17 protein-coding genes are annotated in these 23,337 nt (G+C 59.5%); 7 read left to right on the top strand and 10 right to left on the bottom strand.

Translation table 11 applies throughout. The features are described 5' to 3' along the window. Positions 1-114 precede the first annotated feature (114 nt). A complete protein-coding gene (locus tag V5A26_RS08120) occupies positions 115-789 on the bottom strand; it encodes a methyltransferase cognate corrinoid protein (protein WP_332321369.1) in 675 nt (224 codons plus the stop codon). Between the two features lie 173 nt (positions 790-962). Beyond that, complete coding sequence (locus tag V5A26_RS08115) at positions 963-2,732, bottom strand: aldehyde ferredoxin oxidoreductase family protein (protein WP_332321368.1); 1,770 nt, start codon at positions 2,730-2,732, stop codon at positions 963-965. A gap of 433 nt (positions 2,733-3,165) precedes the next feature. Here V5A26_RS08115 and V5A26_RS08110 point away from each other — a divergent pair, with 433 nt between their 5' ends. The 3 genes from V5A26_RS08110 (at position 3,166) to V5A26_RS08100 (ending at position 7,508) form a co-directional block, all read left to right on the top strand. Beyond that, positions 3,166-5,700, top strand: coding sequence for a GcvT family protein (locus tag V5A26_RS08110; RefSeq protein ID WP_332321367.1), 2,535 nt, complete (start codon positions 3,166-3,168; stop codon positions 5,698-5,700). An 88-nt stretch (positions 5,701-5,788) separates the two neighbouring features. Continuing rightward, positions 5,789-6,538 carry an electron transfer flavoprotein subunit beta/FixA family protein gene (locus V5A26_RS08105; protein WP_332321366.1) on the top strand — a complete coding sequence of 250 codons (750 nt, stop codon included), beginning with the start codon at positions 5,789-5,791 and terminating at the stop codon, positions 6,536-6,538. A 1-nt stretch (position 6,539) separates the two neighbouring features. Next, positions 6,540-7,508, top strand: coding sequence for an electron transfer flavoprotein subunit alpha/FixB family protein (locus tag V5A26_RS08100; RefSeq protein WP_332321365.1), 969 nt, complete (start codon positions 6,540-6,542; stop codon positions 7,506-7,508). 111 nt (positions 7,509-7,619) lie between these two features. Here the strand turns inward: V5A26_RS08100 and V5A26_RS08095 are convergent, their stop codons facing one another. Continuing rightward, entirely contained in the window at positions 7,620-8,495 is an 876-nt protein-coding gene (locus V5A26_RS08095; RefSeq protein WP_332321364.1) for a tetrahydrofolate dehydrogenase/cyclohydrolase catalytic domain-containing protein, read from the bottom strand. Positions 8,496-8,645: 150 nt separating this feature from the next. Here V5A26_RS08095 and V5A26_RS08090 point away from each other — a divergent pair, with 150 nt between their 5' ends. Continuing rightward, complete coding sequence (locus V5A26_RS08090; protein ID WP_332321363.1) at positions 8,646-9,482, top strand: methylenetetrahydrofolate reductase; 837 nt, start codon at positions 8,646-8,648, stop codon at positions 9,480-9,482. 105 nt (positions 9,483-9,587) lie between these two features. Beyond that, positions 9,588-10,496: a hypothetical protein gene (locus tag V5A26_RS08085; RefSeq protein WP_332321362.1), complete on the top strand. Its 909-nt coding sequence runs from the start codon at positions 9,588-9,590 to the stop codon at positions 10,494-10,496. Positions 10,497-10,544: 48 nt separating this feature from the next. On the opposite strand, the gene V5A26_RS08080 is transcribed toward V5A26_RS08085, so the two are convergent. Continuing rightward, on the bottom strand, positions 10,545-12,497 hold the full coding sequence (locus V5A26_RS08080; RefSeq protein WP_332322323.1) for an ASKHA domain-containing protein: 1,953 nt from the start codon (positions 12,495-12,497) through the stop codon (positions 10,545-10,547). A 143-nt stretch (positions 12,498-12,640) separates the two neighbouring features. On the opposite strand from V5A26_RS08080, the gene V5A26_RS08075 reads away from it, so the two are divergent. Together V5A26_RS08075 and yqeC are read left to right on the top strand one after the other, a co-directional pair. Continuing rightward, on the top strand, positions 12,641-13,600 hold the full coding sequence (locus tag V5A26_RS08075; protein WP_332321360.1) for a succinylglutamate desuccinylase/aspartoacylase family protein: 960 nt from the start codon (positions 12,641-12,643) through the stop codon (positions 13,598-13,600). A gap of 57 nt (positions 13,601-13,657) precedes the next feature. After that, the gene (gene yqeC / locus V5A26_RS08070; RefSeq protein ID WP_332321359.1) at positions 13,658-14,386 is read left to right on the top strand and encodes a selenium cofactor biosynthesis protein YqeC; all 729 of its coding nucleotides are present in this window, start codon (positions 13,658-13,660) and stop codon (positions 14,384-14,386) included. A gap of 33 nt (positions 14,387-14,419) precedes the next feature. Here yqeC and V5A26_RS08065 read toward each other — a convergent pair whose 3' ends face one another. The 6 genes from V5A26_RS08065 to fdhF (V5A26_RS08040) all read right to left on the bottom strand — a co-directional run bounded on the left by V5A26_RS08065 (position 14,420) and on the right by fdhF (V5A26_RS08040) (position 23,175). Beyond that, positions 14,420-14,749 carry a hypothetical protein gene (locus tag V5A26_RS08065; RefSeq protein ID WP_332321358.1) on the bottom strand — a complete coding sequence of 110 codons (330 nt, stop codon included), beginning with the start codon at positions 14,747-14,749 and terminating at the stop codon, positions 14,420-14,422. A 40-nt stretch (positions 14,750-14,789) separates the two neighbouring features. After that, the gene (gene fdhF / locus V5A26_RS08060) at positions 14,790-16,862 is read right to left on the bottom strand and encodes a formate dehydrogenase subunit alpha (protein WP_332321357.1); all 2,073 of its coding nucleotides are present in this window, start codon (positions 16,860-16,862) and stop codon (positions 14,790-14,792) included. Positions 16,863-17,041: 179 nt separating this feature from the next. Next, positions 17,042-18,745: a formate--tetrahydrofolate ligase gene (locus V5A26_RS08055; protein WP_332321356.1), complete on the bottom strand. Its 1,704-nt coding sequence runs from the start codon at positions 18,743-18,745 to the stop codon at positions 17,042-17,044. A gap of 388 nt (positions 18,746-19,133) precedes the next feature. Continuing rightward, positions 19,134-20,597, bottom strand: a complete 1,464-nt coding sequence (locus V5A26_RS08050; protein ID WP_332321355.1) for a trimethylamine methyltransferase family protein — start codon at positions 20,595-20,597, stop codon at positions 19,134-19,136. Between the two features lie 87 nt (positions 20,598-20,684). After that, a complete protein-coding gene (locus tag V5A26_RS08045; protein ID WP_332321354.1) occupies positions 20,685-21,089 on the bottom strand; it encodes a cupin domain-containing protein in 405 nt (134 codons plus the stop codon). Positions 21,090-21,129: 40 nt separating this feature from the next. Then, positions 21,130-23,175, bottom strand: a complete 2,046-nt coding sequence (gene fdhF / locus V5A26_RS08040) for a formate dehydrogenase subunit alpha (protein ID WP_332321353.1) — start codon at positions 23,173-23,175, stop codon at positions 21,130-21,132. Positions 23,176-23,337 lie beyond the last annotated feature (162 nt).

The raw sequence follows: 23,337 nt of genomic DNA, 5'->3' as shown, positions 1-23,337 counted from the left end.
TTTATTTATTCTTTTTTCGTCATTATCGATCGGCGGTCGCCCGACACCGGCGCATTCGAGCAGTTTTGCCACTAATACATGTTTATAAACCTACCGGTCCAGCGAAGACTTGCGTTACTCGGCGAGCAGGTCGGTCGCCTCTTCGACTGCCGCATCAGCATTATCGGCGTAGCCGTCGGCCCCGATTTCGTCACGCCATTCTTCGGATGTGGGTGCGCCGCCGACCATGACCTTGATATCGTCGCGGACACCTTCCTCTTCGAGCAACTCGATGACCTCTTCCTGGTGGTCCATCGTCATCGTCATGAGAGCGGACATCCCGAGAATGTCCGGCTCTTCGTCCTTCACGGCTTGGACGAAGTCCTCGTTCGGGATTTCGACGCCAAGGTCCACTACGTCGAACCCATTGGCCTTCAGCATCGTGATCAAAATGTTCTTCCCAATATTGTGGATGTCCTCGTCGACGGTTCCCATGATGACCTTCCCTGCCGTGTCCTCGTCTGCGAGGTCCATCTCGTCCAGTAGCGGCTCGACGAGTTCTACGCCCGACCGCATACAATCCGCGGACATGGCAAGTTCGGGTAGGAAGACTTCCCCTCGACCAAACTTGTCCCCGACGGTCCGAACCCCCTCAGTCAGCCCCTCCTGCAGGATCACGAGCGGATTGAGGTCCTTATCTAAGGCTTCCTGCGTAAGTTCGCCCGTTTTGTCCTCTTCGAGATCGATGATTGCCTGCTGAATGTCATCGATGATCGGGTCGAGGTCGTCGGCTGTGTCTTCGTCTGTCATGTGATTCCCTATCTGAATAGGCCGATGATGCAAGAATAAAGGTTTTGGAAATCCGCCCGAAGCATCTGACGGTTGACTCGTTTTACCCCGCCGCTTGCAGGCAATTCGAGGTTGTTATCGACGAAACCGAATTTATACAATCAGATATTCATTAAGTAAACTAAAATTGCAACTCACTCACACTCCGTCGGCAACTCGATGTCTCGAAGGCCCAGGTCTTGGAGTTGTCCGGCGGTTGGGACGCCACACTCGTCCCAACCGCGCTCCTCGTAGTACTCATTTCGCATCGCTTCGAATTCTTCGCGCGAGACAGCTTCACCCGCTCCAGGGCCATCCGCGATCGGTTCTTCGAGAACGGGTGGGAGGGCGTCATCCTCGCGATCGAACCCTTCTCGGACGTTGAACAGCCGTGTCATGGTCCAGATGCGAGTTCCTGTCCGACGGAGTTCATCGGGGGTGAGGGAAAGCCCCACTGCCTTGAGCCACTCCGAACCGAAGTCCGTGGTGAACAACGTCTCCGTGAAATCGTCGGCAATGAGACTCCACAGGAGTGATCTGAAGTCCTGCTCTGCGATGACTTCACGGGCGCGACGCTCGGGTTCGTCCATCGCAGGATCGAAAATCGCCGTTTCGATGGGTCGAGCCCGGCGATGACAGGCCCCTCTATCGCTTGTCGCGTACGCGAGGGCCATGCTCGGGGCGCGCCGTGGATCATACGAGGGCAGTTCCATTCCCTTGACGGTGGGAATCAGGTCGGTGCCTCCGTAGTGGGCCGCCGCGGTATCGATCCCATCCGCCAAGGCGTCGCCCAAATCTGTTCGCCGCCTGGCGATGTCCTCGGCGAGTTCGAGTGCTGCATCGAGGTCACCAAAGTCTCCCGAGAAGTCGATGACACCGTGCTCCCCGGCTCTGATCGCCCAGGCGATTGCGTTTCCGACACCGATGATGTCGATCCCGAGGCGGTCACAAGCCAGTCCCAGTGTCGCCACGTCCTCGAAGTCGTCAATGCCCAGCCCTGCGCCGAGGGTCATTTGGGTGCCACCGCGGGGGGTGCTTTCTTCGTCGTCGATTTCGACATTGAACCCGCCTGGAATGGGGTCCCCCTCGCGCTCACGTTCGTGGTCTGTTGCTCTGACTGCCTCGATGCCGATGTCGTCCGCGCCGTCGAAAGTGCTTTCTTGCCAGCCGCGGGTCGAGAGCGCGCCGACTTCGTCGGCAAAATCGATGGATTCGACCGTTTCGCTGGTTCGGTGCCACTCGTCCGTGTCTCCTTCGCCAAAGCGCTCCTCGTATTCGGCGCGGAGGGATTCGAGACCGGTCGGAGGGTCGTCGACGGCGATAACGGATTTGAGTTGTTTCGACCCCATAACAGCACCGGCACCCCCCCGGCCGGCGTGATGATCACCGCAGTCCGAGGCGATGGAGGCATACACCACTTCGTTTTCGCCGGCCGGGCCCGTACACGCGACTTTCGCGTCCGTAGAGGCTTTGCAGGTGGCTTCCACTCCCTTTCCCCACGTCGACGCAGGTTCGATAGAGATGTCGCCCTCGCTAATCCTGAGGGAGACCGGGTCAACGGCCTGCCCTGTGACGATAACCCCCATCGCGTCGTCTAGACTCCCTGCAAGGTGGGCCGCAAAATCACCGCCGCTGTAGGAGTCCAAAAACGTCCCAGTGAGCGGTGATTTGGTGATAGCGGCATATCGGGGTTCGCCCGGAAGGAGTCCTGAGAGCGGGCCAACCATGAAGAGTAACGCGTTCCCCGGTCCAAGCGGATCGACGCCAGCCTCGGTTCGCTTGTAAAGATACCGTGCACCGAGTCCCTTCCCGCCCACGAACCGACGGCGCCACGACTCCGGGATTTGTTCTCGGGTGACGGTTCCGTCGGTGAGGTTCACCTCGATCAGGTGGGTCCGACGGGGCGGGGCTGTCTCCGATGTCACGTCTCCGGAGTAAACGGGTTGGGTTCAGAAGTCCACCGGTTTCGGACAGCCCCACTTGTTCCGCCCGAACGGGGGGTACGGTCGTGGCCTATATTTGTTATTTCCAGTTGATACAAAATCGGTCCGGTCTCCGATTTTACCCTCAATTTTGTTGGTGCTGGTACGTTCCACTACTCGATAGACTTGTGACAGTCATGCAATTTCGCAGCAATTACCACTATCCCCTCTATCGATTTTCTATAACATGAAAGGCACATCCTCTATTTGAAGGCACGATATTTTTATGCAATGATTTATCATCGACTCCGGAAACTATATGTGCAAAACCGCCGAGAGGTATAGTTGTGGGGCCGGTTCACACCCTAGCGAAGCGTGGTCAATCCTGGCACGAGCCATGGAGCGATCGAACGTGGACAGTCCCGAGGTATAATCAATGAGTTCAAACACACTACCTGACAGCGCCGGAACGGTAATAATCGGTGCTGGTATCGTGGGGAACAGTCTCGCTTATCACCTTGCTGATCAGGGCGTAGAAGACATCCTTCTGGTCGACAAGGGTCCGCTTCCGGACCCCGGTGGATCAACCGGTCACGCGTCGAACTTCCTGATGCCGGTGACACACTCGAAGGAGATGACCCAGCTGGGTTATGACTCCATCGAGCAGTACAGAGAAGCTGGCGTGTACGATACGTCTGGTGGCATCGAGGTTGCTCGCACGAAAGAGCAGATGGAGGAGAACAAGCGACGAGTCCATTCGGCAAAGGCCTTCGGGGGTCACGCCGAACTCCTCACCCCGGATGAGGTCAAAGAGAAGGTGCCCTATATCAACGAGGACATCCTTGAGGGCGGTGTTTACTTCAAAGATGCCGGTGTTGCGGACTCACTCCAGTTCGGGGAGATCTGCCGCGAACGTGCGAAGGACATGGGCAGGCTCACGGTGTCCCCGAACACGGAAGTCACGGACATCTTCACGGATGGTGAGGAGGCCACGGGCATCGAAACCGACCGAGGGGACGTTGAGGTCGAAGACCGTTTGATCATTGCTGCCGGGATCTGGAGTCCGGAACTGGCCGAGATGGCCGGGTCCCGCATCCCGCTCACCCCGGCCGTCCACCAGATGATCAGCGTGGGCCCGATCGAGCAGTTCGAGGGCATCGAAGGGATCGAGTATCCGATTGTCCGGGACATGGATCACCGGATGTACGAGCGCCAGCACGGCGGCGAAATCGAGGTCGGCTCCTACTCCCACCCGCCGATCCTGTGGGACGTCGAGGACATTCCATCCATCGACGAGGCGCCGCTCTCGCCGACACAGCCGCCACTCACCGAGGACGCCTTCGAGGAGTCCATGGAGCATGCACTCGAGCTCATGCCCGAAATTCTGGACGATCCCGACGCTGGCATCCGTCACTCCATCGATGGGTTGCTATCGCTGACCGCCGACGGCGGTCCCATCATCGGGCCATTAAAAGAATTCGACAACCTGTGGTCCGTCGCGGCGATTTGGATCAAAGAGGCACCCGCGCTGGGCAAGGAAGTTGCCAAATGGATTACGAAAGGGTATGGAGCGATCGAAGTGGACATGGAGGGCGAAAACATCGCCCGATACGAGGAGTACGGCCAAGGGATGGATTACATCGAGGCCCGTTCGAAAGAGGGTTTCCGCAAGATTTACGGCACGATTCACCCCTCCGAGCAGTGGATGACCGGCCGGCCGCTCCGCCAGACTGGCTTCCACGACCGGCTCGAAAAGTTCGACCCGATGTTCTTCGAGTCCGCGGGATGGGAGCGACCCCGCTGGTTCCGCGATAACGCGGACCTGCTGCAGGAGTACCAGGAAACCATCAACGAGTTGTCCCGGCCCCACGAGTGGGACCGGCGCTGGTGGTCCCCGATCATCTTGGCCGAGCACCTGCACATGCGGGACAACGTCGGCCTGATCGGCGACATGGGCTTCGGTATCTACGAGCTGCAAGGCCCGGACGCTCTCGAAATGGCCGAGAAAATCACCGTCGGCCGAATGGACGGCGACGTCGGCAATCTGGTCTACACGCCGGTCCTCGACCAGAGCGCTGGCTTCCGTGCTGACTTGACCGTCGTGCGCCTCGAGGAGGACCGCTTCCGGTTCATCACCGGTGGCGGCGACGCAGGCCACGACAAGCAGTGGATCCGCGAGCACATGGAGGACGACATGGAAGTCGAACTCGTCTCCAAGAGCTCCGCACTCGGCACGATGGGCGTTTGGGGTCCAAAAGCCCGGAAGGTCATGGAGGATATCACAGAGGAAGACATGTCGGACGAGGCCTTCCCGGCTTACACGGCCCAGGAAGTCCACATTGGCGACGTCAAGGCCCTGGCGATGCGCATCTCCTACGTCGGCGAACTCGGCTGGGAGCTCTACGCACCGATGGCGCAGACCGGACACCTCTGGGACACCATCTACGAAGCCGGGCAGGAGTATGACCTCCGCCCGGTTGGGACGGGTGTCTACGGCGCCACTGGTCGCATGGAGAAGGGCTACCGCCTGCTCGGCACAGAGCTCAAGACCGAAAACAACCCGGTCGAAGCCGGACTGGACTTCCACGGCGTGAAGGACGCCGACTTCATCGGCAAGGAAGCCTATGTGGAAGCGATCGAAAGCGAGCCAGCCGCGAAGCTGTGCACGCTGTCAGTGACCGATCACAACCCCGAAGGTGGCGTTGAGCGTTATCCGCTGGGCGGTGAGCCGGTCAAAGATCTCGACGGCAACGTGCTGATCGACGACGAGGGTCGACGCTCGTACACGACAGGTGCCGCGACTGGTCCCTCGGTCGGCAAGCACCTCATGTTTGCCTACATCCCGACTGACGTCGCGGAAGAAGGCAAGGAACTGCAGGTCGAGTACTTCGACCAGGACTACCCTGTCAAGATCGAACGTGTCGGCAGCAAGCCGCTGTTCGACCCCGGCAACGAAAGAATCCTGAGCTAAGCTGACTGCGACCGGTCAGTCGTCCTGGGTCCGCCCTCGGGCGTTTCCGGGGTTCGAAACCGGTCACTTACACACGTTAATCATAACTATGGAAACATTAGCCTGTATCAAACGAGTCGCGGACACCGGGGCAGAGATCGTTCTAACAGAAGACAAACAGTCGGTAGACGCCTCAGCGGTGGGCTACACGATGGGGCCGCACGAGGAGTGTGCCATCGAAGAAGCCGTGCAGGTCGTCGAGGAGGAGGGCGGCACGTCGACAGTGCTGAGCCTCGGTCCCGAGGACGTAGAGGACCAGATTTACGAAGGAATCGGCCGCGGTGCCGACGAGGGGATCATCATGGAAACCGACGGCGAGGAATGGGGGCCGGAATCCACGGCCACAGCCATCGCCGATGGTGTCGAGGAACGTGACTTTGATCTCCTCTTCTTCGGCAACGAGTCCGGTGACAACGCGAACTACCAGGTCGGAATTCGCGTGGCTCACCAACTCGACCTCCCGGTCGTCACCGGTATCAAAGACTTCGACGTCGATGGGGACACGGCAATCGCCAAGCGAGACGTTCCCGGTGGTTCGGAAGTCTTTGAAGTCGACACGCCGGCTGTCATCACCGTCAAGGAAGGCCTGAATACACCGCGCTACCCGTCGATGCGGAGCCGGATGCAGGCCAAGAAACAGGAACTCGAGGTCCTCGATCCGAAGGACACCGAGGATCGCCTGCAAATGCAGGAACTCGAGACGCCCGAGGCCGAGGACTCAGAAGCCGAAGTCCTCGGGGAGGGCCCCGAGGCCGTGGACAATGCTGTCGAGGTCCTCGAAGAAATGGAGGTGCTCTAAGATGGTGCTGACACTCATCGAACACGGCGACGGCGAAATCGCTGAAACTTCCCTGGAGATGCTGACCCTCGCCCGGGACCTGGCCGACCAGGTCGACGAGGACGTCTCCGCCGCGATGTTTGGCGGCGAAGAGCTTGCAGCAGGACTGGGCGAGTATGGTGTCGATACTGCGTATGTCTGTGGGGGTGACCTTTCGGAATCCTATGCGCCGGAAGCCCGCGCTGACGCGCTGGGCATTCTCATGGACGATCTCGATTCGGCCGCCGTCATAGGCGGCGGGACGGATACCGCGAACGAAGTCCTGGCTCATCTCAGTGCCAAGCGGGACCTCGCGATGGCGGCGAACACGCTCGAGGTGGATACCGACGGCGAGACCTGTGAAATCACCCGGCAGCGCTGGGGTGGCAGTCTGCTCGAGCACGCGACGATGGAAGGTGAGACGAAAGTGTTCTCGGCGCCGGACCACGAACTCCCCATCGAACCTGTCGGCGACGGGGAAGCCGCTGTCGAGACGATCACGCCGGATGTCGATGAGGCCTCTTTCGAGGTTGCGATCGACCGCGTCGAAGAGGCGGACATCGAAGGCGTCCCGCTTCCCGAAGCCCGCATCGTCATCGGCGGGGGCCGAGGTGTCGGCGGCGAGGAGGACTTCGAACAGTTGGAAGAATTGGCCGACCAATTCGATGGTGCGACCGTCGGTGCGACCCGCATTGCTGTCGACGAGGGATGGGTTTCCCACGATGCGCAGATCGGACAGACGGGGCAGAAGATCGCTCCCGATCTCTATATCGCCGCGGGGCTCAGTGGCGCTGTTCAGCACTGGGTCGGGGCGAAAGGTTCGGAAAACGTCCTCGCGATCAACACTGATCCCGAGGCAGCGATCATGTACAAAGGCGACTACGCGATCGTCGGCGACCTCCATGAGGTCGTACCCGAGCTGACCGACGCCATCGAAGCCGCGACGGACTAGTCGGATACCTCGGGATTTTCCCGTTTTCTCGGTGGTGAGCGATAGGTCTCTCACCCAAGACTTCGCATTATTTCACCAAAGAGGCGGAAAAACGGATAGCGTGAGGACCGTCTACGGCAGTTCGACGTCGATGTCGTGGTTCAGACCGGCGGATTTGACCGTGTTGTAAAGCAACATCGTAATCGTCATCGGGCCGACACCGCCCGGAACCGGGCTGATGGCGTCGACGACCTCTTTTGCGGATTCGAACTCAACGTCACCAACCAGTTCGTCGTCCACACGGTTAGTCCCGACATCGATGACTGTCTGGCCCTCCGAGAGCATCGAGCCGTCGATCATCTCCGGGACGCCCGCGGCGGCGATGACGATGTCCGCGTTGCGGGTCTTCTCCGCGAGGTTTTCCGTCCGTGAGTGACAGACCGTCACGGTCGCATTCCCGTAATCTGTCTTCTGCATCAGCAGGTTCGCGACCGGCTTGCCGACGATGTTCGAGCGACCAACCACGACGACGTCCTTGCCTTCGGTGTCAACCCCTGCATCCTCGATCATCTTGAGGATGCCGTGTGGGGTACAGGGCTTGAATCGGGCGTTTCCGCTGACCATGAGGCCGACGTTCGTCGGGTGGAACCCGTCGACGTCCTTCATCGGGTCGATTTCCTTGAGGACCCGGCTCTCGTCGACCTGATCAGGAACGGGCAACTGAACGAGAATACCGTGAACCTCGGGGTCCTCGTTCAGGTCGTCAATCGTGTCATAGAGTTCCTCCGCGGGTGCGTCGGGATCGATCTCGATGTGGAAACTCTCCATCCCGATCTCTTCACATGCCTTCTGTTTCATCGAGACGTAGGTTTCACTCGCTGGGTCGTCGCTCATTAGGACGGTCGCGAGCCCGGGAGTGACACCCTCATCAGTGAGCGTTTCCACGCTGTCTTCGAGGTCTGTGCGAATCGAATCCGCGAGTTCGTTGCCGTCGATAATGTATGTCATTGGTCGTTCGAACACGGAGTCCGTGCCATCTGAATGCTACCCAGGAAAGCACCTTGAGGTTTTCTAGATGACCTCGCCGCCATCCCGTAAATACCCCCTAAACTTCGGCGTGCCAAAGAGTGATATCCCTCTCACAGCTAGTGTGTAAACATGACACGGGATGGTGCAAGCGAACTCTTAGCAGATCCACATTTCGAATTGCTCCCCTTTGACGGACTCTACGATGAGGCCGATCAACTTCCGACGGGGTCGACGGTGGCGTTGACTGCATCGCCGGACAAAGGCGTCGACGAAACTGTCGAACGATCTCTCACCCTGGCCGAGAAAGGCTTTGAAGTATCGACCCACGTCGCCGCCCGGGCCGTGCGCAGCCAGGACCACCTGGCGGAGATCACTGAGAAACTGAAACAGGCGGGCATCGAGGACATTTTCGTTCCAGGAGGCGACAACAAGGAACCGGAAGGTCCCTACGACTCGTCCTATGCGATGCTCGCGGACCTCGATGAGGAACTCGACACCGATTTCGAGCGGATTGGTATCGCGGGCTACCCCGAGGGCCATCAGTTCATCGAGGACGACACGCTCCGGGAGCACCTCGTGAAAAAGGAGCCCTACGCCGATTATATCGTCACCCAGATGACTTTCGATCCGGATGCGGTGGCCCGCTGGGCCAGTGAAATCAGCTCGGAGTCCGGCGTCGAGTTGCCGATCATTGTCGGGGTGCCTGGCGTCATGAAGTATCAGCGATTGCTCAGCATCTCCCGAGAAATCGGCGTCGGCGATTCGCTCAACTACCTTCGCAAGACCACCGGTATCTTTGACTTTATCAAACAGTTCCTGGGGTCCCGTGGCCAGTACGCACCGGATGATTTCATTCAGGGACTCGGCGAGTACTACGAGACCGGTGACTACGGTATCGAAGACGTTCACTTGTATACGTTCAATCAGGCTGCGGACACAGAGCAATGGCGCCGGAGTTACGTCTGAACTGATCGGGAAAACCCCGTAAACCGGTAAAATTTACAGGCAGACGGCCTGAAACGGGACCGGACATGGGAAGAATTAACTTGGCCCGTGGCGGATTTTCTAGTGATGTTCACCTTCGAAGCGGACCAAGAGACCTACGACATTCATGGCACTGAAGTCGGTGGCCAACCGGGCGAAACACCGACCCTCATGGTCGGAAGCATTTTCTATAAAGGCGACGCTGTTCAAACTGACCCGACGACGGGCGAGTTCGACGAGGAGGCCGCAGAAGAGGCCATCCGCAAGGTCGAGGAAGTCTCCGAGGAGACCGGCAACCCGGCTGCCTTTGACACCATTGGTGACTCCCCCGAGGCCCTGAAAAAACACATCGAGTTCATGGCCGACGTGACCGACCAACCGATCTTCATGGACGGTCCGACGCCGTCGATCCGGTCCGAGGCCGCGAAGTTCGCCGGCGAAATCGGCATCGAAGACCAGATCATCTACAACTCCATCGAGTCCAGTACGAAGGAGGTCGACAAGGAGATCGAGGCCATCCAGCAGTCCGGTATCAACACCGCGGTCCTCCTGAGTATCGACACGACGGACATGTCCATCGATGGCCGACGAGGCGCACTCGAAGCCAATCTCGAGGTCACCGAAGAAGCCGGCATCGAACAGCCGATCGTCGACCCCGGCATCATCGATATTCCGGACTCGGGATACGTCGCAAAGATCATCCACGAACTCAAAAACGAGTATGGTATTCCGATGGGGTGTGCCCCACACAACGAGGTCATCCAGTGGGAGATGAACGACCCGCTCACGGAGAACTCACGGCAGCTGCGCCAGGCAGTGGCCAACTCAGTCATTTCGCTCCTGGGTGCTGACTTCAACATCTACGGCCCCGTTCACGGTGCAGCGGAGATGTATGAAGTCATGTCCACCGCCGACGCCTACGTCGCCTATGGCGCGCAGATGGGCGAAGGCCGCCGTGCAGATCCGGACCACCCGCTGTTCAAGATCTTCCGATAACAAGTTTCTCCGATTTCGTTTCGATCCGCCGTTTTTTTGCCTGCCCTGTTAGTCGTCGGAGTTTGCTTCCTCCAGCCGTGCTGCCTCGAGTTCGCGGCTCGCCTTGACCCGTTCTTTGACGTGGGGATAGAGATCGAAATCCTCGTGTGGAAGGTACATCGACTCCATGAAATTTTCCTGGAAGACGTCGGTTCCGGCGATTTCGAAGTACTCGACCTCGTCGACGATCCGTTCGGCCTCGGCCCGTCGCTCGCTGTCCAGCAAGGCAAGTTTGGCCCCGACACCGGCGGCGTTGCCGAGTGACACGACGTCGTTCTCGTCGATGTCCGGGTACATCCCGATGGTCATCGCCGAGATCTTGTCGATGTAATTGCCAAAGGCCCCCGCCATTAGCACACGATCGGGGTCCTTGATGTCCAGTTCGCCCATGAGCACCCGTGTTCCGGCTTGGATGGCGGCTTTGGCCATCTGGACCGAGCGGATGTCGTTCTGTGTCATCACGATGTCCTCTGCGAGTGCGGCCTCCTCGGCGTAGGCGACCACGTATTCGAGTTCCTCGTCGTCGTTTGTCCGGACTCGTGGGTGGTCCATCACTTCGTCGCGGAACTTCCCGCGCTGATCGACGACCCCGACTTCGAAGAGTTGGGCCAGGGCGTCGATCACGCCGGAGCCACAGAGTCCGTTTGCCGGTTCGTCGTCGATGGTCTCGTAGGTCGGATCGAGGGTCTCGGGATCGACCCAGAGTTCTTCGATGGCACCGGCCTGCGCTCGGACTCCGTATCGCAACTCCGCTCCTTCCAGCGCCGGCCCAGCCGGTGCAGAAGTCACCAGCATCTCGTCTTCGTTTCCGACCGATATCTCGCCGTTCGTTCCGATGTCGATACAGACCGTCGTCTCGGGTTCCTTGTAGTGGCCCGCCACGAGCAGCACGGAGACCTTGTCCGGTCCGACCCAGCCACCACTGACCGGGAGCCAGTAGACGTACCCCGAGTCGTTGATGTCGATATCGAGTTCCCTCGCCTTGACCTTCATCGGTGCCTCCCTGGCGGCGACGTAAGGCGACCCCGCAACGTAGGCCGGATCGATGCCCAAGAAGAGGTGATGCATCGCGGTGTTGCCCACGAAGACGGTCTCGTAGATGTTTTCGTGGTCGATGCCTGCCTCATTGACGACTTCCTTGATGTTCTCGTTGATGCCCGTCCGTATCTCTTTTTTGAGTTCCTCCCGCCCGTCATCGTTGCGCCGGGTGTACCGCATCCGGGTCATGATGTCCCCGCCCTGTTTTGTCTGGGGATTAAGTTGGGAGCTGATCGCCTCGGTGTTGCCGTTTTTCAGATTGACGAGGTAGACCGCGACTGTCGTCGTTCCCAGATCGATCGCCAGCCCGTAGGCTGTTTCCGAGAGGCCGGGTTCGACGTCGATGAGTTCCTCGTCGTCGTAGACTGTCGCGGTTGCTTTGAGTCGGTCCTCGACTTCCTGCTCCCGCATCCGGTTCGGGAGTTCCCGTTGAATCTCGTAGTCGACCGATTCCAGATCGAGTTCGTAAGTTTCCTCGAGGGCCTCTCCGATTCGTTCGAAGTCGGCTACGTTGTCCGAAAGCGATGGGGTCGGGAGATTGACGTGGTATTTTTTGACCACCGGATCGATCTCGTATTCGAGTTCGTGGCCCTCCGTGAGAACAATGCCTGCGGTCTTTTGGGAGTCCGGGGGGACGGTTACATCGACGTCGCCGGGCTCTTCGACCGTGGCCCGACATGTAAGTCTATAGCCGTTCTCCCGCTGTTCCGAGGAGAGGGTCTGTTCTTCGGCTTTGGCGAAGTCGGAGAGGTTCGCGTCGCCCTCGCCGATAATCGCTTTGCAAGTTCCACACTGACCATTGCCGGCACAGAGCCCTTCGATACTCACCCCTGCGTCTTCGGCCGCATTCAGAAGTGTCGTATCCGGGTCGACGTCGATTTGTTTTTTCCAGGGGTAGAACGTAACCTGTGACTCCTCGGACATTGGTATGTCAACCGTACACGATGACCCTACAAAAACTGATTGAACGAAGTCGTATTGGCCCGTACTCCTGGCACCCCTGGAGAGCCATGTTCCCCGCTCTGTGGATATGAACGCTCAAGGCCATCGCCGCCGAGGTCACTGCCATGACTGGCCGGGACGTGAGCCACACTGTCGAATCGGTACCGCTTGCCCGCCTGCCCTCGGGCCGTACCGTGGAAACGCTTCTCCATCGGTATCGTGGGGACCCATCCGGTCCGACCGTCTACCTGCAGGCGCTCCAGCACGGGGGCGAAGTCAACGGTGCGGCCGTCCTTCGCCGGCTTCATGAACGACTTCGAAATACAACCCTCGATGGGGAGGTGCTGGCGGTTCCAGTCGCGAACCCCTTTGCCTTCGACCACCGGGTCTACATGTCCCCAACGCGGTTGGACGCGATCAACTCGAACATGAATCGGATCTGGCCCGGCGACCCAGCGGGGACGTTGATGGAACGGCTCGTGGACAGTCTCTGGCAGCGCGCCAAAGACGCCGATGCAATCGTCGACTTACACACGGGTGGGCCATACATGTGTTCACACACCCGATTTACGTCCGGTGACAGTCGTTCGAAGGAGTTAGCCGAGGCATTTGGGGTCGAACTCCTCGTGGAGGACGGGTCCCCGGTCTCCAATCCAGCGAACGGGGGCCAAGGCAAAATCCGCGAAGTCGCTGCAGCCGCTGGCATCCCAGCTATCACGCCCGAACTTGCCCACAGCCGGGAAATCGTCGAATCTGCAGTGGAAAGTGGAGTCAGCGGTATCGAAGACGTGCTACGAGAAATGGGGGTTCTCGATGGGCCAGTGCCTGACCACGAGCCGACAGTCGGAACCGACAAACAGTCCGTCTTCATCGAGGAGTCGGGTCTGTTCCGCTCGACGACAGTCTCAGTTGGGGACCGACTTCAGGCCGGGACCGAGATCGGTGAAGTGTTCGACCCGACAAGTTTCGAACGGCTCCAAACCGTTCGAACCGAACGGAAGGGGTTGCTTCTCTCCCTCAACCGCGGTTCGACGGTGATGGAAGGGGAGTCGGTCGGGAGCCTCATCTCGATCGAGGGCGAATAAGCCGGTTCGGAGTGTAAGGGACGGATGGCTTATGGTCACGGCTCCGAAAGCAGAGATATGAATTTCGTGACGGAACTCGGCCTGGACTCGGGGTTGACGGCCGTCGTTGGTGCAGGGGGAAAGAAAAGCACCCTCTACACGGTCGGAACCGAACTTGACCGGGCCGTCTTGACGACAGCTGTCCGGATTCCGCGATTCGACGAACACGTCGCCGAAATCCACGAAACGACGGATCCAGTTTCGACCCTCGAATCCGTTCGCGAATGGCCAGTGGGCCTTGTTCCGGGATTCGAGGAATCACGGTATCTCGGCTACGACCTGGAGACGATCGAGGAGATCGCCGCGTGCCCGATTCCGGAGGCGGTGCTCGTCAAATCTGACGGCGCTCGAAACCGGGAGTTCAAGGTGCCAGGCGAGGACGAACCCAGGATTCCTCCGGCGGCCGATCGGGTTTTGGGAGTGGTCAGCACCCACATTGTTGGGAAACCCCTGACCGAGGAGTACGTGCATCGGCCTGAACGAGTGAGCGCCCTGACCGGGCTGGAGTCGGGCGAGAAAGTCGGGATCGAGGACGTGGCGACTGTCCTTTCGAGTCCGAATGGGACCCAAAAACACGTCCCAAAGACGGCCGAGTACATTCCAATCCTGAACAAGGTCGATGACGACACGGATCGTGCGACCGCCCGAGAGATTGCCGATCGGGTGCTCGAGCGGAGCCGGGCGGATCGGGTTGCGCTCACGCAGTTACGAGGTGCCGAGGAGCCGTTGGTCGAACTCCGCGAGTAGGTATTCGAGCAGTTGGTCGAAATGTGGGAGTATTCACTCGATCGCGTCCGGATCGATTTCGAGATTTCTGAGGTGGACTGTCCGGCGCCACGCGTAGAAGAAAAACCCCAGGAAACCGCCGATTCCGACGAACACGAGGATCGCAAAGCGGGTTTTTCCCCACTCCAATCCGGCTTCGCGGAGGACGATCATGTCGCGGGTCGCGTAGTAGGCTGCGATCACGCCGATTAATCGAAACAGAACGAACGGTCCTGGCACCAACAGGATCAGCCCGTCGACAATGGCATACAGAATGGCCACCACCATCCCCCGCCGGAAAAAGCTGTTATCGACGTAATCGACGGCCTCCGGAACATCACTCATGAGCACCGATTGGAGGAGCCCCGTAGTAAAGCTGTGGGGCTCAGTCCGCACTGGATTCCGTGACGTCCACGGAAATCGTTGCGGCGGCCACCTTGAATTCGGGGATGTTGGCGACCGGGTCGACGGCGTCGTTCGTGACTCGATTCGTCTGGGAGTCCTCGAAGTGTGGAGTCGTCCAGACGACCCCCTCTTTCGTGGCCTCAGTGACGTTTGCCGCCACGTCGATTTCGCCACGTCGGGTGGTCAACTGGACCACGTCCCCGTCCTCGATTCCCCTCGCTTCGGCATCTGTTGGATGGATGTCGATGAAGTTGTGGTCTGTCTGCCGCATGAGGTTTTCCGACCGGCGGCTCATCTCGCCAGTGTTGTAGTGCTCTTCGATGCGGCCGGTTGTGAGTACGAGCGGGTACTCCTCGTCTTCGGTCTCCGCGGGTGGCTGGTGGCTCACGCCCCGGATCTTCCCGAGTCCGTCATCGGTTGGGAACTCCTCTTTGTGAAGGTATTGGGTCCCGTCGTCGTCCTCGCTTTCGACGGGCCACTGCATCCCCTGGTCCCCGATTCGATCGTACGTGAGTCCGGCGTAGATGGGCGCTACTTTCCGGAGTTCTTCGAAGACTTCCTCGGGGCCCTCGTAGTCGAATCCCGCATCGAACAGACGGGTCCCGATCTCGCTCACAATATCGAAGTCGTGGCGCGTGTTGCCCGGCACGTCGATGGCAGGCCGCATCCGCTGGACGCGGCGGTCGGTGTTTGTCACCGTCCCCCCTCGCTCGACCCAGGACGTCGCCGGCAGGACCACATCGGCGAGTTTTGCGGTCTCGGTCATGAAGATATCCTGTGTGACCATGAACTCCAGTTCCTGCAGGTTCGCCTCCACCTCGTTCGAGTTCGGTTCGCTCAGCACCGGGTTCTCGCCCATGACATAGAGGGCTTGGATGTCATCTCCGGCTGCGTCCGTTACTTCCAGGCTCGTCAGTCCATTCTCAGCTGGCGGTTCGAAGCCCCAGACATCTGCGACAGCGGCCCGGTCATCCGGGTCTTCGACTTCGCGGTAGCCAGGGAGGACGTTTGGCATTCCGCCGACGTCACTCGTACCCTGGACGTTGTTCTGGCCGCGGAGTGGGTTAATGCCAGTTCCCGGTTTCCCGAGGTTCCCTGTGATCAGTGCCAGATTGATGAGATTCTGGACGTTGTCGGTGCCACAAGTCTTTTGGCTCATGCCCATGCCAGTGAAAATAGCCCCGTTGTCCGCTTCGGCGAAGGTTCTGGCGGCGTCTTTGATCTTTTCGGCATCGACGCCGGCCGTGTTGGCGGCCGCTTCGACGTCGAAATCCGCGAGTTCGGTCTCGAGTGTTTCAAAGCCCTTCGTCCGGTCAGCGATGTACTCCTCGTCGTACAGTTCCTCCTCAAGGATCGTCTTCAGGGCGATGTTCAAAAGCGGGATGTCCGTCCCCGGCTTGACTTGCAGGTGGACGTCCGCAGATTTCGTCGTCTTGTTCTCGTGTGGGTCGACCTGGATGACAGTCGTCCCCTCGTTTGCGGCCTGTTTGAAATACTTCGAGTGACCGATGACGTGTTGTTCGGCTGGATTGGCACCCTGAATCCAGTAGGCGTCTGCGTCCTCTTTCAGGTCGGCCATGCTGTTTGTCATCGCACCGGTGCCCAAACTATCTCTCAACGCCGCGACTGTCGAGGCGTGGCAGAGTCGTGTACAGTTGTCGATATTGTTCGACCCATACCGGCGGGCCAACTTCTGCAAGAGGTAGTTCTCCTCGTTCATTACTTGGGAGGAGACGAAAAATCCGGCCGCTTTCGGCCCGTAGTTCTCGCGGACGGATTCGAGTCCCTCGACCACGCGCTCGAGAGCTTCCTCCCATGTGGCCTCGTGGAACTCCCCGTCTTCCTTGATGAGCGGTTCCATCAACCGGTCCTCGTGATCGACGTGCTGAACCGCAGCACTCCCTTTGACACAGAGTGCTCCCTCGTTTACAGGCGCATCGAACCAGGGTTGGAAGTTCACCGAGCCGGGCTCCTCGCCTGGTTTGAGTTTGAGTCCACAGCCGACGCCACAGTACGGACAGATCGTTTTGACCGCATCGTCCTCAGTGCTCATGGTAACTATTGTCCCGGATGTCCGGGTTCTTGGTGAATAATGGGCTCAAGATTAATAAACTTCGCCAGCGGGGGGACTTCGCCGGCTTTTGACAATCACGGCCTGTATCCACCAGCAGTGCCTGGTGTGTCCTCGAAGAACCACAAAAGAGATCCGCAGAATACCGCGGGTCGGCCGATCTAGAAGAGGCCGGAGATCGTGCCGTCGGCGTCGATGTCCATGTCGGCGGCCGCCGGGCGGGCGGGGAGACCGGGCATGGTCATGACGTCACCAGTGAGCGCGACGACGAACCCGGCACCAGCCGAGGGGTAGAGTTCGCGGACGTCGAGGGTCCAGCCCTCGGGGGCGCCCTTCAGCGACGGGTCGTCGGTGAGCGAGTGGAAGGTCTTCGAGAGGACGACTGGAACATCGTCCAGGCCCATCTCCTCCAGCTGGGCGATGTCCTCCTCGGCGGAGCCGACGTAGTTGACGCCGTCCGCGCCGTAGATGTTGGTCGCGACGGTCTCCATCTTCTCCTTGAGCGAAGCGTCGAGGTCGTACAGCGGCTCGAATCCGCCGTCGTATTCCTCGATTGACTCGATAACCTTCTCGGCGAGTTCGACGCCGCCCTCGCCACCGTTGCCGAAGACGTTCGACTCGGCGACGCGAACGCCTTCCACTTCTTCGTAGTGCTCCCGGACTGCCTCGATTTCCGCGTCCGTGTCCGAAGGGAAGCGGTTGATGGCGATGCTGACCGGCAGGCCGAACTGCCGGAGGTTTTCGACGTGCTGGTCGAGGTTCTCGAAGCCGGCCTTGACGGCTTCCACGTCCTCTTCCTGGAGGGCCTCTTGCCCCTCGAAGGGCCACATGTCCTTGCCGTGGTATTTCAGGGCGCGGACGGAGCCGACAAGCACGATTGTGCTAGGCTCGACATCGCCGAGCTGACTCACGACGTCGAGGAACTTCTCCCCGCCGAGGGCGGAGCCGAACCCGGCCTCGGTGACGAGGTAATCGCCCATCTTCTTGCCCACGTAGTCCGCGATCAGGGAATTCGTCCCATGGGCGATGTTCGCGAATGGACCACCGTGGACCAGGGCGGGCGTCCCCTCGATTGTCTGGACCACGTTCGGTCGGAGTGCGTCGCGCAGGAGAATCGCGGAGGAGCCAGCAGCCTCGATGTCTCCGGCCGTGACGGGATCGCCGTCATCGTCGTAGGCGACGATGATTCGGCTGATACGTTCTTTGAGGTCCTCGACGTCCTCCGCAAGGCAGAGGATGGCCATCAGCTCCGAAGCCGCGGTGAGGACGTGCTCGTCCATCCGGGTGACACCGGCGGAATCGCCTGCCCCAACGATCGTCTGGCGGAGGGCCCGGTCATTGTGGTCGACTGCGCGTGGCCACGCGACGCTCCTCGTGTCGATGTTGAGCTCGTTGCCCTTCGAGATGTGGGCGTCGAGCATCGCCGAGATTAGGTTGTGAGCGGCCGTCAGTGCGTGAATGTCGCCCGTGAAGTGGAGGTTGATGTCCTCCATGGGCAGGACCTGTGACCAGCCGCCGCCGGCTGCGCCGCCCTTGATGCCGAAGACCGGACCTAGCGAGGGCTCTCGGATCGCGATCATCGCGTCTTCGCCGATGTGGTTCAGCGCCTGCCCCAGCCCGACGGAAGTCACCGTCTTCCCTTCACCCATTGGGGTGGGGGTCATTCCGGTGACGAGGATGACGTCCCCGTCCTCCTTGTCCCCCTCGAGGAGGTCGTCGATAGCTTCCTCGCTGATTTTGGCTTTGTAGTCACCGTACAGTTCGAGGTCGTCTTTGTCGAGACCGAAGGGCTCGGTAATCTCCCAAATCGGCTTTTCGTCTACGGATTGTGCGATCTCGTAGTCAGTCTCTGGTTCCGAGGACATATCACTAGTTTAGTACGCTACATCCCCACATTAATCTACTCATCTTGCTTGATAGGACGGCCGGTCTCTTTTTGATCTTGGTTCGTTGATCCCGTCGAATTCGGCGGGTTTTCGGGAAGTGTCCGCCATCCTGGCATTTGGTGTGTAAGAACATAGCACGCTTTGAACGTGATGTTTTCACCGAATGTACACTACCCCACACAGGACAGTATGGTTCGAGTGGTCCTTTTTTGGATGACCATGTGACCCACTTTATCCCGAAGTTAGATATTTGATATATACGTACACGATCCGGCCTGGAAATTAACCAGTCTTGTTCTACTCCTACCAAATCGGTTCGGAACAACCCCCCGTTCCTGCAAAATCGAGCAAAAACCGCTAGGACTCCCTACGCTTCGTCCATGATCCGGGCTGATTCCTCTTTGACGAATGCGTCGAGTTCCTCCTGCACATCCTCGTCGAGTTCGGGTTTGGAGTAGGAATCTACCAGTTCCTCCACTCGGTCGTGTCCCATCTCGAAGGCGGTCTTTTCGCCATCGCCCCTCCAGTCGCCATGGGACCGTTTGTCGACGAGTTCCGGGATCAGGAAGTCCTCACCGGCGAACTTCAGTGTGTGTGATTCGCCCAGGAAGTGATCGTCCGGGTCGATTTTCTCGACGATATCGAGTGCCAGCATCTCTTCGTCGATTTTGTACCCCTCCTGGAAGCGGTCGAGGAAGCGAAGTGCTTCCGCGTCGAGGACGAACTTCTCGGGGGAGATGGTGGAGTAGGACTCGATAATGCCAGCCGAGTGGAGGACGAAGTCCACGCCGGAGAACTCCGCAGCGGCGTTGACGAGCATCGACTCGAAGCCAGCCTGGTAGTCCACCGTTTTCGAGTCCGTCAGACCGCCACCGCCTCGGGATGGGACGCCATAGTACCGACCCATTGTTCCGGCGAAGTTCGCGAAGAGCGCAGATTCTGCGCTTCCAATCGAGAGCGAGCCATACCGCATGTCGAGGTTCGATGCTGGAACCCCGTACACCACAGGGTTCCCTGGGTTAATGAGCTGTGCGAGGGTGATCCCCATCAGGTTCTCCGCGTTCGCAAGCGCGACTGCGCCGGCCATTGTTCCCGGCCCGGAGGCCCCAGCCTGGATGAACGACGAGACGACCGGAGCCTGGCCTTCCTTCGCGAGGCCGACGAGGCCACCGGTCATGGCCGAATCGAGCGTTCGAGGCGGGACGGTGTTGACGAGGCCAGCCGCGTAGGTTTTCGAGAGTTCGGGGTCGTCCATGACCATGCCGATCATTTCGAGATTGGCGTCAGTCCGGTCTTGGCCATACGTTGAGACCATCACCGGCATATCGGTGAACTCCAGCGAGCGTTTGACCATCTCGAGGTGTTTGACCTCCTGGTCGATATCAGTCGGCTCGGCCACGTTGTAGCCAGTCGAGTTGATGACGTCTTCCTGCTGGGCCAACTTCATGAACAGCTCGTAGTCGTCGGTGGTCGAGCTGCGACGGCCGTCCTCGAACGTTCGGACGTTCGGGGCGCCGTAGCCGGGGGCGCGGAACGTGTCTTCCCCTCCGATTTCGAGATTGTTGTCAGGGTTGCGTGCGTGCAATGTGAACGATTCTGGCGCCGTTTCGACGTTCTCCTCGATCAGCGACCGATCAGCTGTGACGAGGTACTCGTCCTCCACGGTGGCACCGGCCTCCTCGAAATATTCGACGGCCTCGTCGTGTTTGACTTGGATGCCCAACTCCTCGATGATGTACATCGACGCTTCGTGGATGGCGTCTCGAGCTTCCTCATCAAGGCGATCGATAAACGGCGTGTCTTGGGTTTCGAGATCGAATTCGAGACTCATAGCGTACAAGACGTTATTCGACGGTTCGTCAGTTAAGTATACCTGATACTGCCGGTCTTTCGCCGCTACCGACGGGCATCCCCTGGCTCAGTTCTGGGATTCGTAGCCATCCTTCGAGACTTGATACTCGCCGTAATCCCCGGTTGTTCCGATCGGTGGCGCGCCAAACATGACCCAGACCGTTGGCTCGTCGCCGGTATTTAGGACCTGTCGGGGGAGTCCCGAGCCGATCCGAACGATCGCCCCTTCTGGAACCTCGTGGTGCTCGCCATCTATAAACACCTCACCTGGGCCCGTATGACAGACGTAGATCTCCTCCTGGCGGGCATGATTGTGATACCCGACAACCTCGTCCGGATCCACGGTGACCTGATTCACCCGCATCTCCTGGGCCCGAAGTTCTCCGGAGAGTTTTCGGTGGGTCACGCCGGATTCGGGAAATGGCGTTTCCGGAATCGAGTCTGGCTCGACGATCTTGTAATTCTTCGCCATCAACGGGCTTTGGCGACCTGTATATAAAAAAGAAAAGCCGTTACTCGTCGGCCGAGACGGACACTGCGCTGTGCTTGTACTCAGGGATCTTGGCCACCGGATCGAGGTAATCGCCCGTGAGTTCGTTCACCAGCGGCTCGGCGTAGTGGAAGGTCATGAAGACTGTCCCCTCCGTGATTGCTGGAGTCACTGCGACTTCAACTTCGAGTTCGCCGCGCTCGTTTTCGACGGTCACCCAATCACCGTCCTCGATCCCGCGCTCGGCGGCGTCGGCGGGATGTATTTCGAGTGTGTCATCGCCCCGCATGCGCATCAGGGTCTCCGTCCGGCGGGACATGGCCCCGCTGTTGAAGTGTTGGAGGACTCGGCCGGTCGTCAAGACGAGTTCGTCCGCTTCGAGTTCGTCGCCCGGCGGGATATGGCCGATGGCCGCGAACTCGGCGGTCTTTTCGCCACCGTAGAACTCGTCTTCGTGGAGGATGTCAACTCCTGACTCCGCACCCTCGTAGAACGGCCAGCGCTGGTCACTCTCACCGATCCCGTCGTAGGAAATGCCAGCATAGATGGGACTCACGTCGGTAAGTTCGTCGAAGACGGATTCGGCGTCCGCAAAGTCACAGTCGAGGTCGGTCATCCGGCGACCGAACTCTTCGATGATCTCCAGGTCGGTCCTGGCCTCCCCCGGCGGGTCACGCATCTGGCGCATTCGCATGACCCGGCGGTCCGTATTCGTGACCGTCCCCTTTTTCTCCGCCCAGGCACTGCCCGGGAGGATTACGTCTGCGTGTTCTGCGGTTTCGGTCATGAAGAGGTCCTGGACGACGAGGAACGCCTCGTCGAGGTCCTCGCGGATCTGACTCGAATGTGGTTCGGTGATCGCCGGGTTCTCGGCGAAGACGTAGAGTCCTTGGATCTCGTCGCCCGCCGCGTGACTCGCCTCGACTTCGGTCAGGCCAGGCTCAGCCGGCGGCTCGAAACCCCAGGCTTCCTCAAATTCGGCCCGTACCTCGGGATCTTCGACAGGCTGGTAGCCAGGGAGGGACGTCGGACTGGCGCCCACGTCCGATGCACCTTGCACGTTGTTCTGGCCACGAAGCGGGTTCACACCCGTGCCGGCCTTGCCGATGTTCCCGGTGAGCAATACCAGGTTGATCAGCGCGTGGACATTGTCCGTTCCGTACTTGTGCTGGCTCATTCCCATGCCGGTAAAGGCCGCCGCACGGTCAGCCTCGGCGACGGTTCTGGCCGCTTCGCGGATCGTTTCCTCGTCGACCTCGGCCAACTCAGCGTTCTCTGTCACGTCGACGTCTTCAAGGTGGGCTTTGAACGCGTCGAAGCCCTCGGTGCGCTCGGCGACGAACTCCTCGTCGTGGAGTTCTTCCTCGATGATGACTTTCGCCATCGCGTTCAAAACGGGGATATCATAACCCGGCGTGACCGGAACGTGGGTTTCGGCCTGGCGGGTCGTCTGGTTCTCCCGCGGGTCTACGTGGACCATCTCGGTTCCTTCCTGGAGGGCTGGGCCCAGGTGGGAGTTGAAGATGACCGGGTGCTGCTCGGCGGGATTAGCCCCGCAGACGAGGAACACGTCGGCCTCTTTGAGATCGTCGGTAGTGTTCGTCATGGCGCCGACGTTCAGTCGATCGCCCATTGCGGCGACCGTCGACGCGTGACAGAGGCGTGCGCAGTTGTCGATGTTGTTCGACCCGATCTTGCGAGCGATCTTCTGGAAGAGGTAGTTCTCTTCGTTCGTACAGTTCGAGGACGCGAAAAAGCCCAGCGCCTCGGGGCCGTGCTCCTCGACGATCTCCGAGAAGTTCTCGATGATCCGGTCGAATGCTTCCACCCAGGATGCCGTCACCAGATGGCCGTTTTCCCGGACCATCGGTTGGGTAAGTCGGTCATCGGCATCCAGCATCTCGAAGGCTGCGACGCCTTTCGGACACAGTTCGCCTTTTTCGTTGACCGGCCCCTCCCACCCAGTTCCTTTGCCGCTGTTTTCGTCGTATGTTAGTCCGCATCCGACCCCACAGAAGGGGCAGATGGACTTTTTCGGCTCCAGTTTATCGTCACTGGTAGTTGCCATGCTAATTTTGCGGTTGGTTTCGCTCCATTATAAGAAAGGTGATTTTCCTTCAGTGGGCTACTCGAACCGACAAAGGTTTTTGCTGTGGGGCCGGTTTCTTGGCGTATCGGGCTCGTGGTCTAGTGGTTATGACGCGTCCCTTACAAGGACGAGATCGGCGGT

Source organism: Halodesulfurarchaeum sp., from assembly GCF_036626455.1.
GTDB lineage: Archaea > Halobacteriota > Halobacteria > Halobacteriales > Halobacteriaceae > Halodesulfurarchaeum.
The sequence above is the reverse complement of the archived record's forward strand: the minus strand, read 5'-3'. Positions and strand labels throughout refer to the sequence as shown.

Excerpts from the sequence above, each read along its gene's own strand:
- V5A26_RS08120 (WP_332321369.1), bottom strand. The coding sequence starts at position 789 with ATGACAGACGAAGACACAGCCGACGACCTCGACCCGATCATCGATGAC.
- V5A26_RS08075 (WP_332321360.1), top strand. The coding sequence starts at position 12,641 with ATGACTGGCCGGGACGTGAGCCACACTGTCGAATCGGTACCGCTTGCC.
- V5A26_RS08080 (WP_332322323.1), bottom strand. The coding sequence starts at position 12,497 with ATGTCCGAGGAGTCACAGGTTACGTTCTACCCCTGGAAAAAACAAATC.
- V5A26_RS08065 (WP_332321358.1), bottom strand. The coding sequence starts at position 14,749 with ATGAGTGATGTTCCGGAGGCCGTCGATTACGTCGATAACAGCTTTTTC.
- yqeC (WP_332321359.1), top strand. The coding sequence starts at position 13,658 with ATGAATTTCGTGACGGAACTCGGCCTGGACTCGGGGTTGACGGCCGTC.
- V5A26_RS08095 (WP_332321364.1), bottom strand. The coding sequence starts at position 8,495 with ATGACATACATTATCGACGGCAACGAACTCGCGGATTCGATTCGCACA.
- V5A26_RS08100 (WP_332321365.1), top strand. The coding sequence starts at position 6,540 with ATGGTGCTGACACTCATCGAACACGGCGACGGCGAAATCGCTGAAACT.
- V5A26_RS08090 (WP_332321363.1), top strand. The coding sequence starts at position 8,646 with ATGACACGGGATGGTGCAAGCGAACTCTTAGCAGATCCACATTTCGAA.
- fdhF (WP_332321353.1), bottom strand. The coding sequence starts at position 23,175 with ATGGCAACTACCAGTGACGATAAACTGGAGCCGAAAAAGTCCATCTGC.
- V5A26_RS08045 (WP_332321354.1), bottom strand. The coding sequence starts at position 21,089 with ATGGCGAAGAATTACAAGATCGTCGAGCCAGACTCGATTCCGGAAACG.
- V5A26_RS08055 (WP_332321356.1), bottom strand. The coding sequence starts at position 18,745 with ATGTCCTCGGAACCAGAGACTGACTACGAGATCGCACAATCCGTAGAC.
- V5A26_RS08105 (WP_332321366.1), top strand. The coding sequence starts at position 5,789 with ATGGAAACATTAGCCTGTATCAAACGAGTCGCGGACACCGGGGCAGAG.
- V5A26_RS08050 (WP_332321355.1), bottom strand. The coding sequence starts at position 20,597 with ATGAGTCTCGAATTCGATCTCGAAACCCAAGACACGCCGTTTATCGAT.
- V5A26_RS08110 (WP_332321367.1), top strand. The coding sequence starts at position 3,166 with ATGAGTTCAAACACACTACCTGACAGCGCCGGAACGGTAATAATCGGT.
- V5A26_RS08085 (WP_332321362.1), top strand. The coding sequence starts at position 9,588 with ATGTTCACCTTCGAAGCGGACCAAGAGACCTACGACATTCATGGCACT.
- fdhF (WP_332321357.1), bottom strand. The coding sequence starts at position 16,862 with ATGAGCACTGAGGACGATGCGGTCAAAACGATCTGTCCGTACTGTGGC.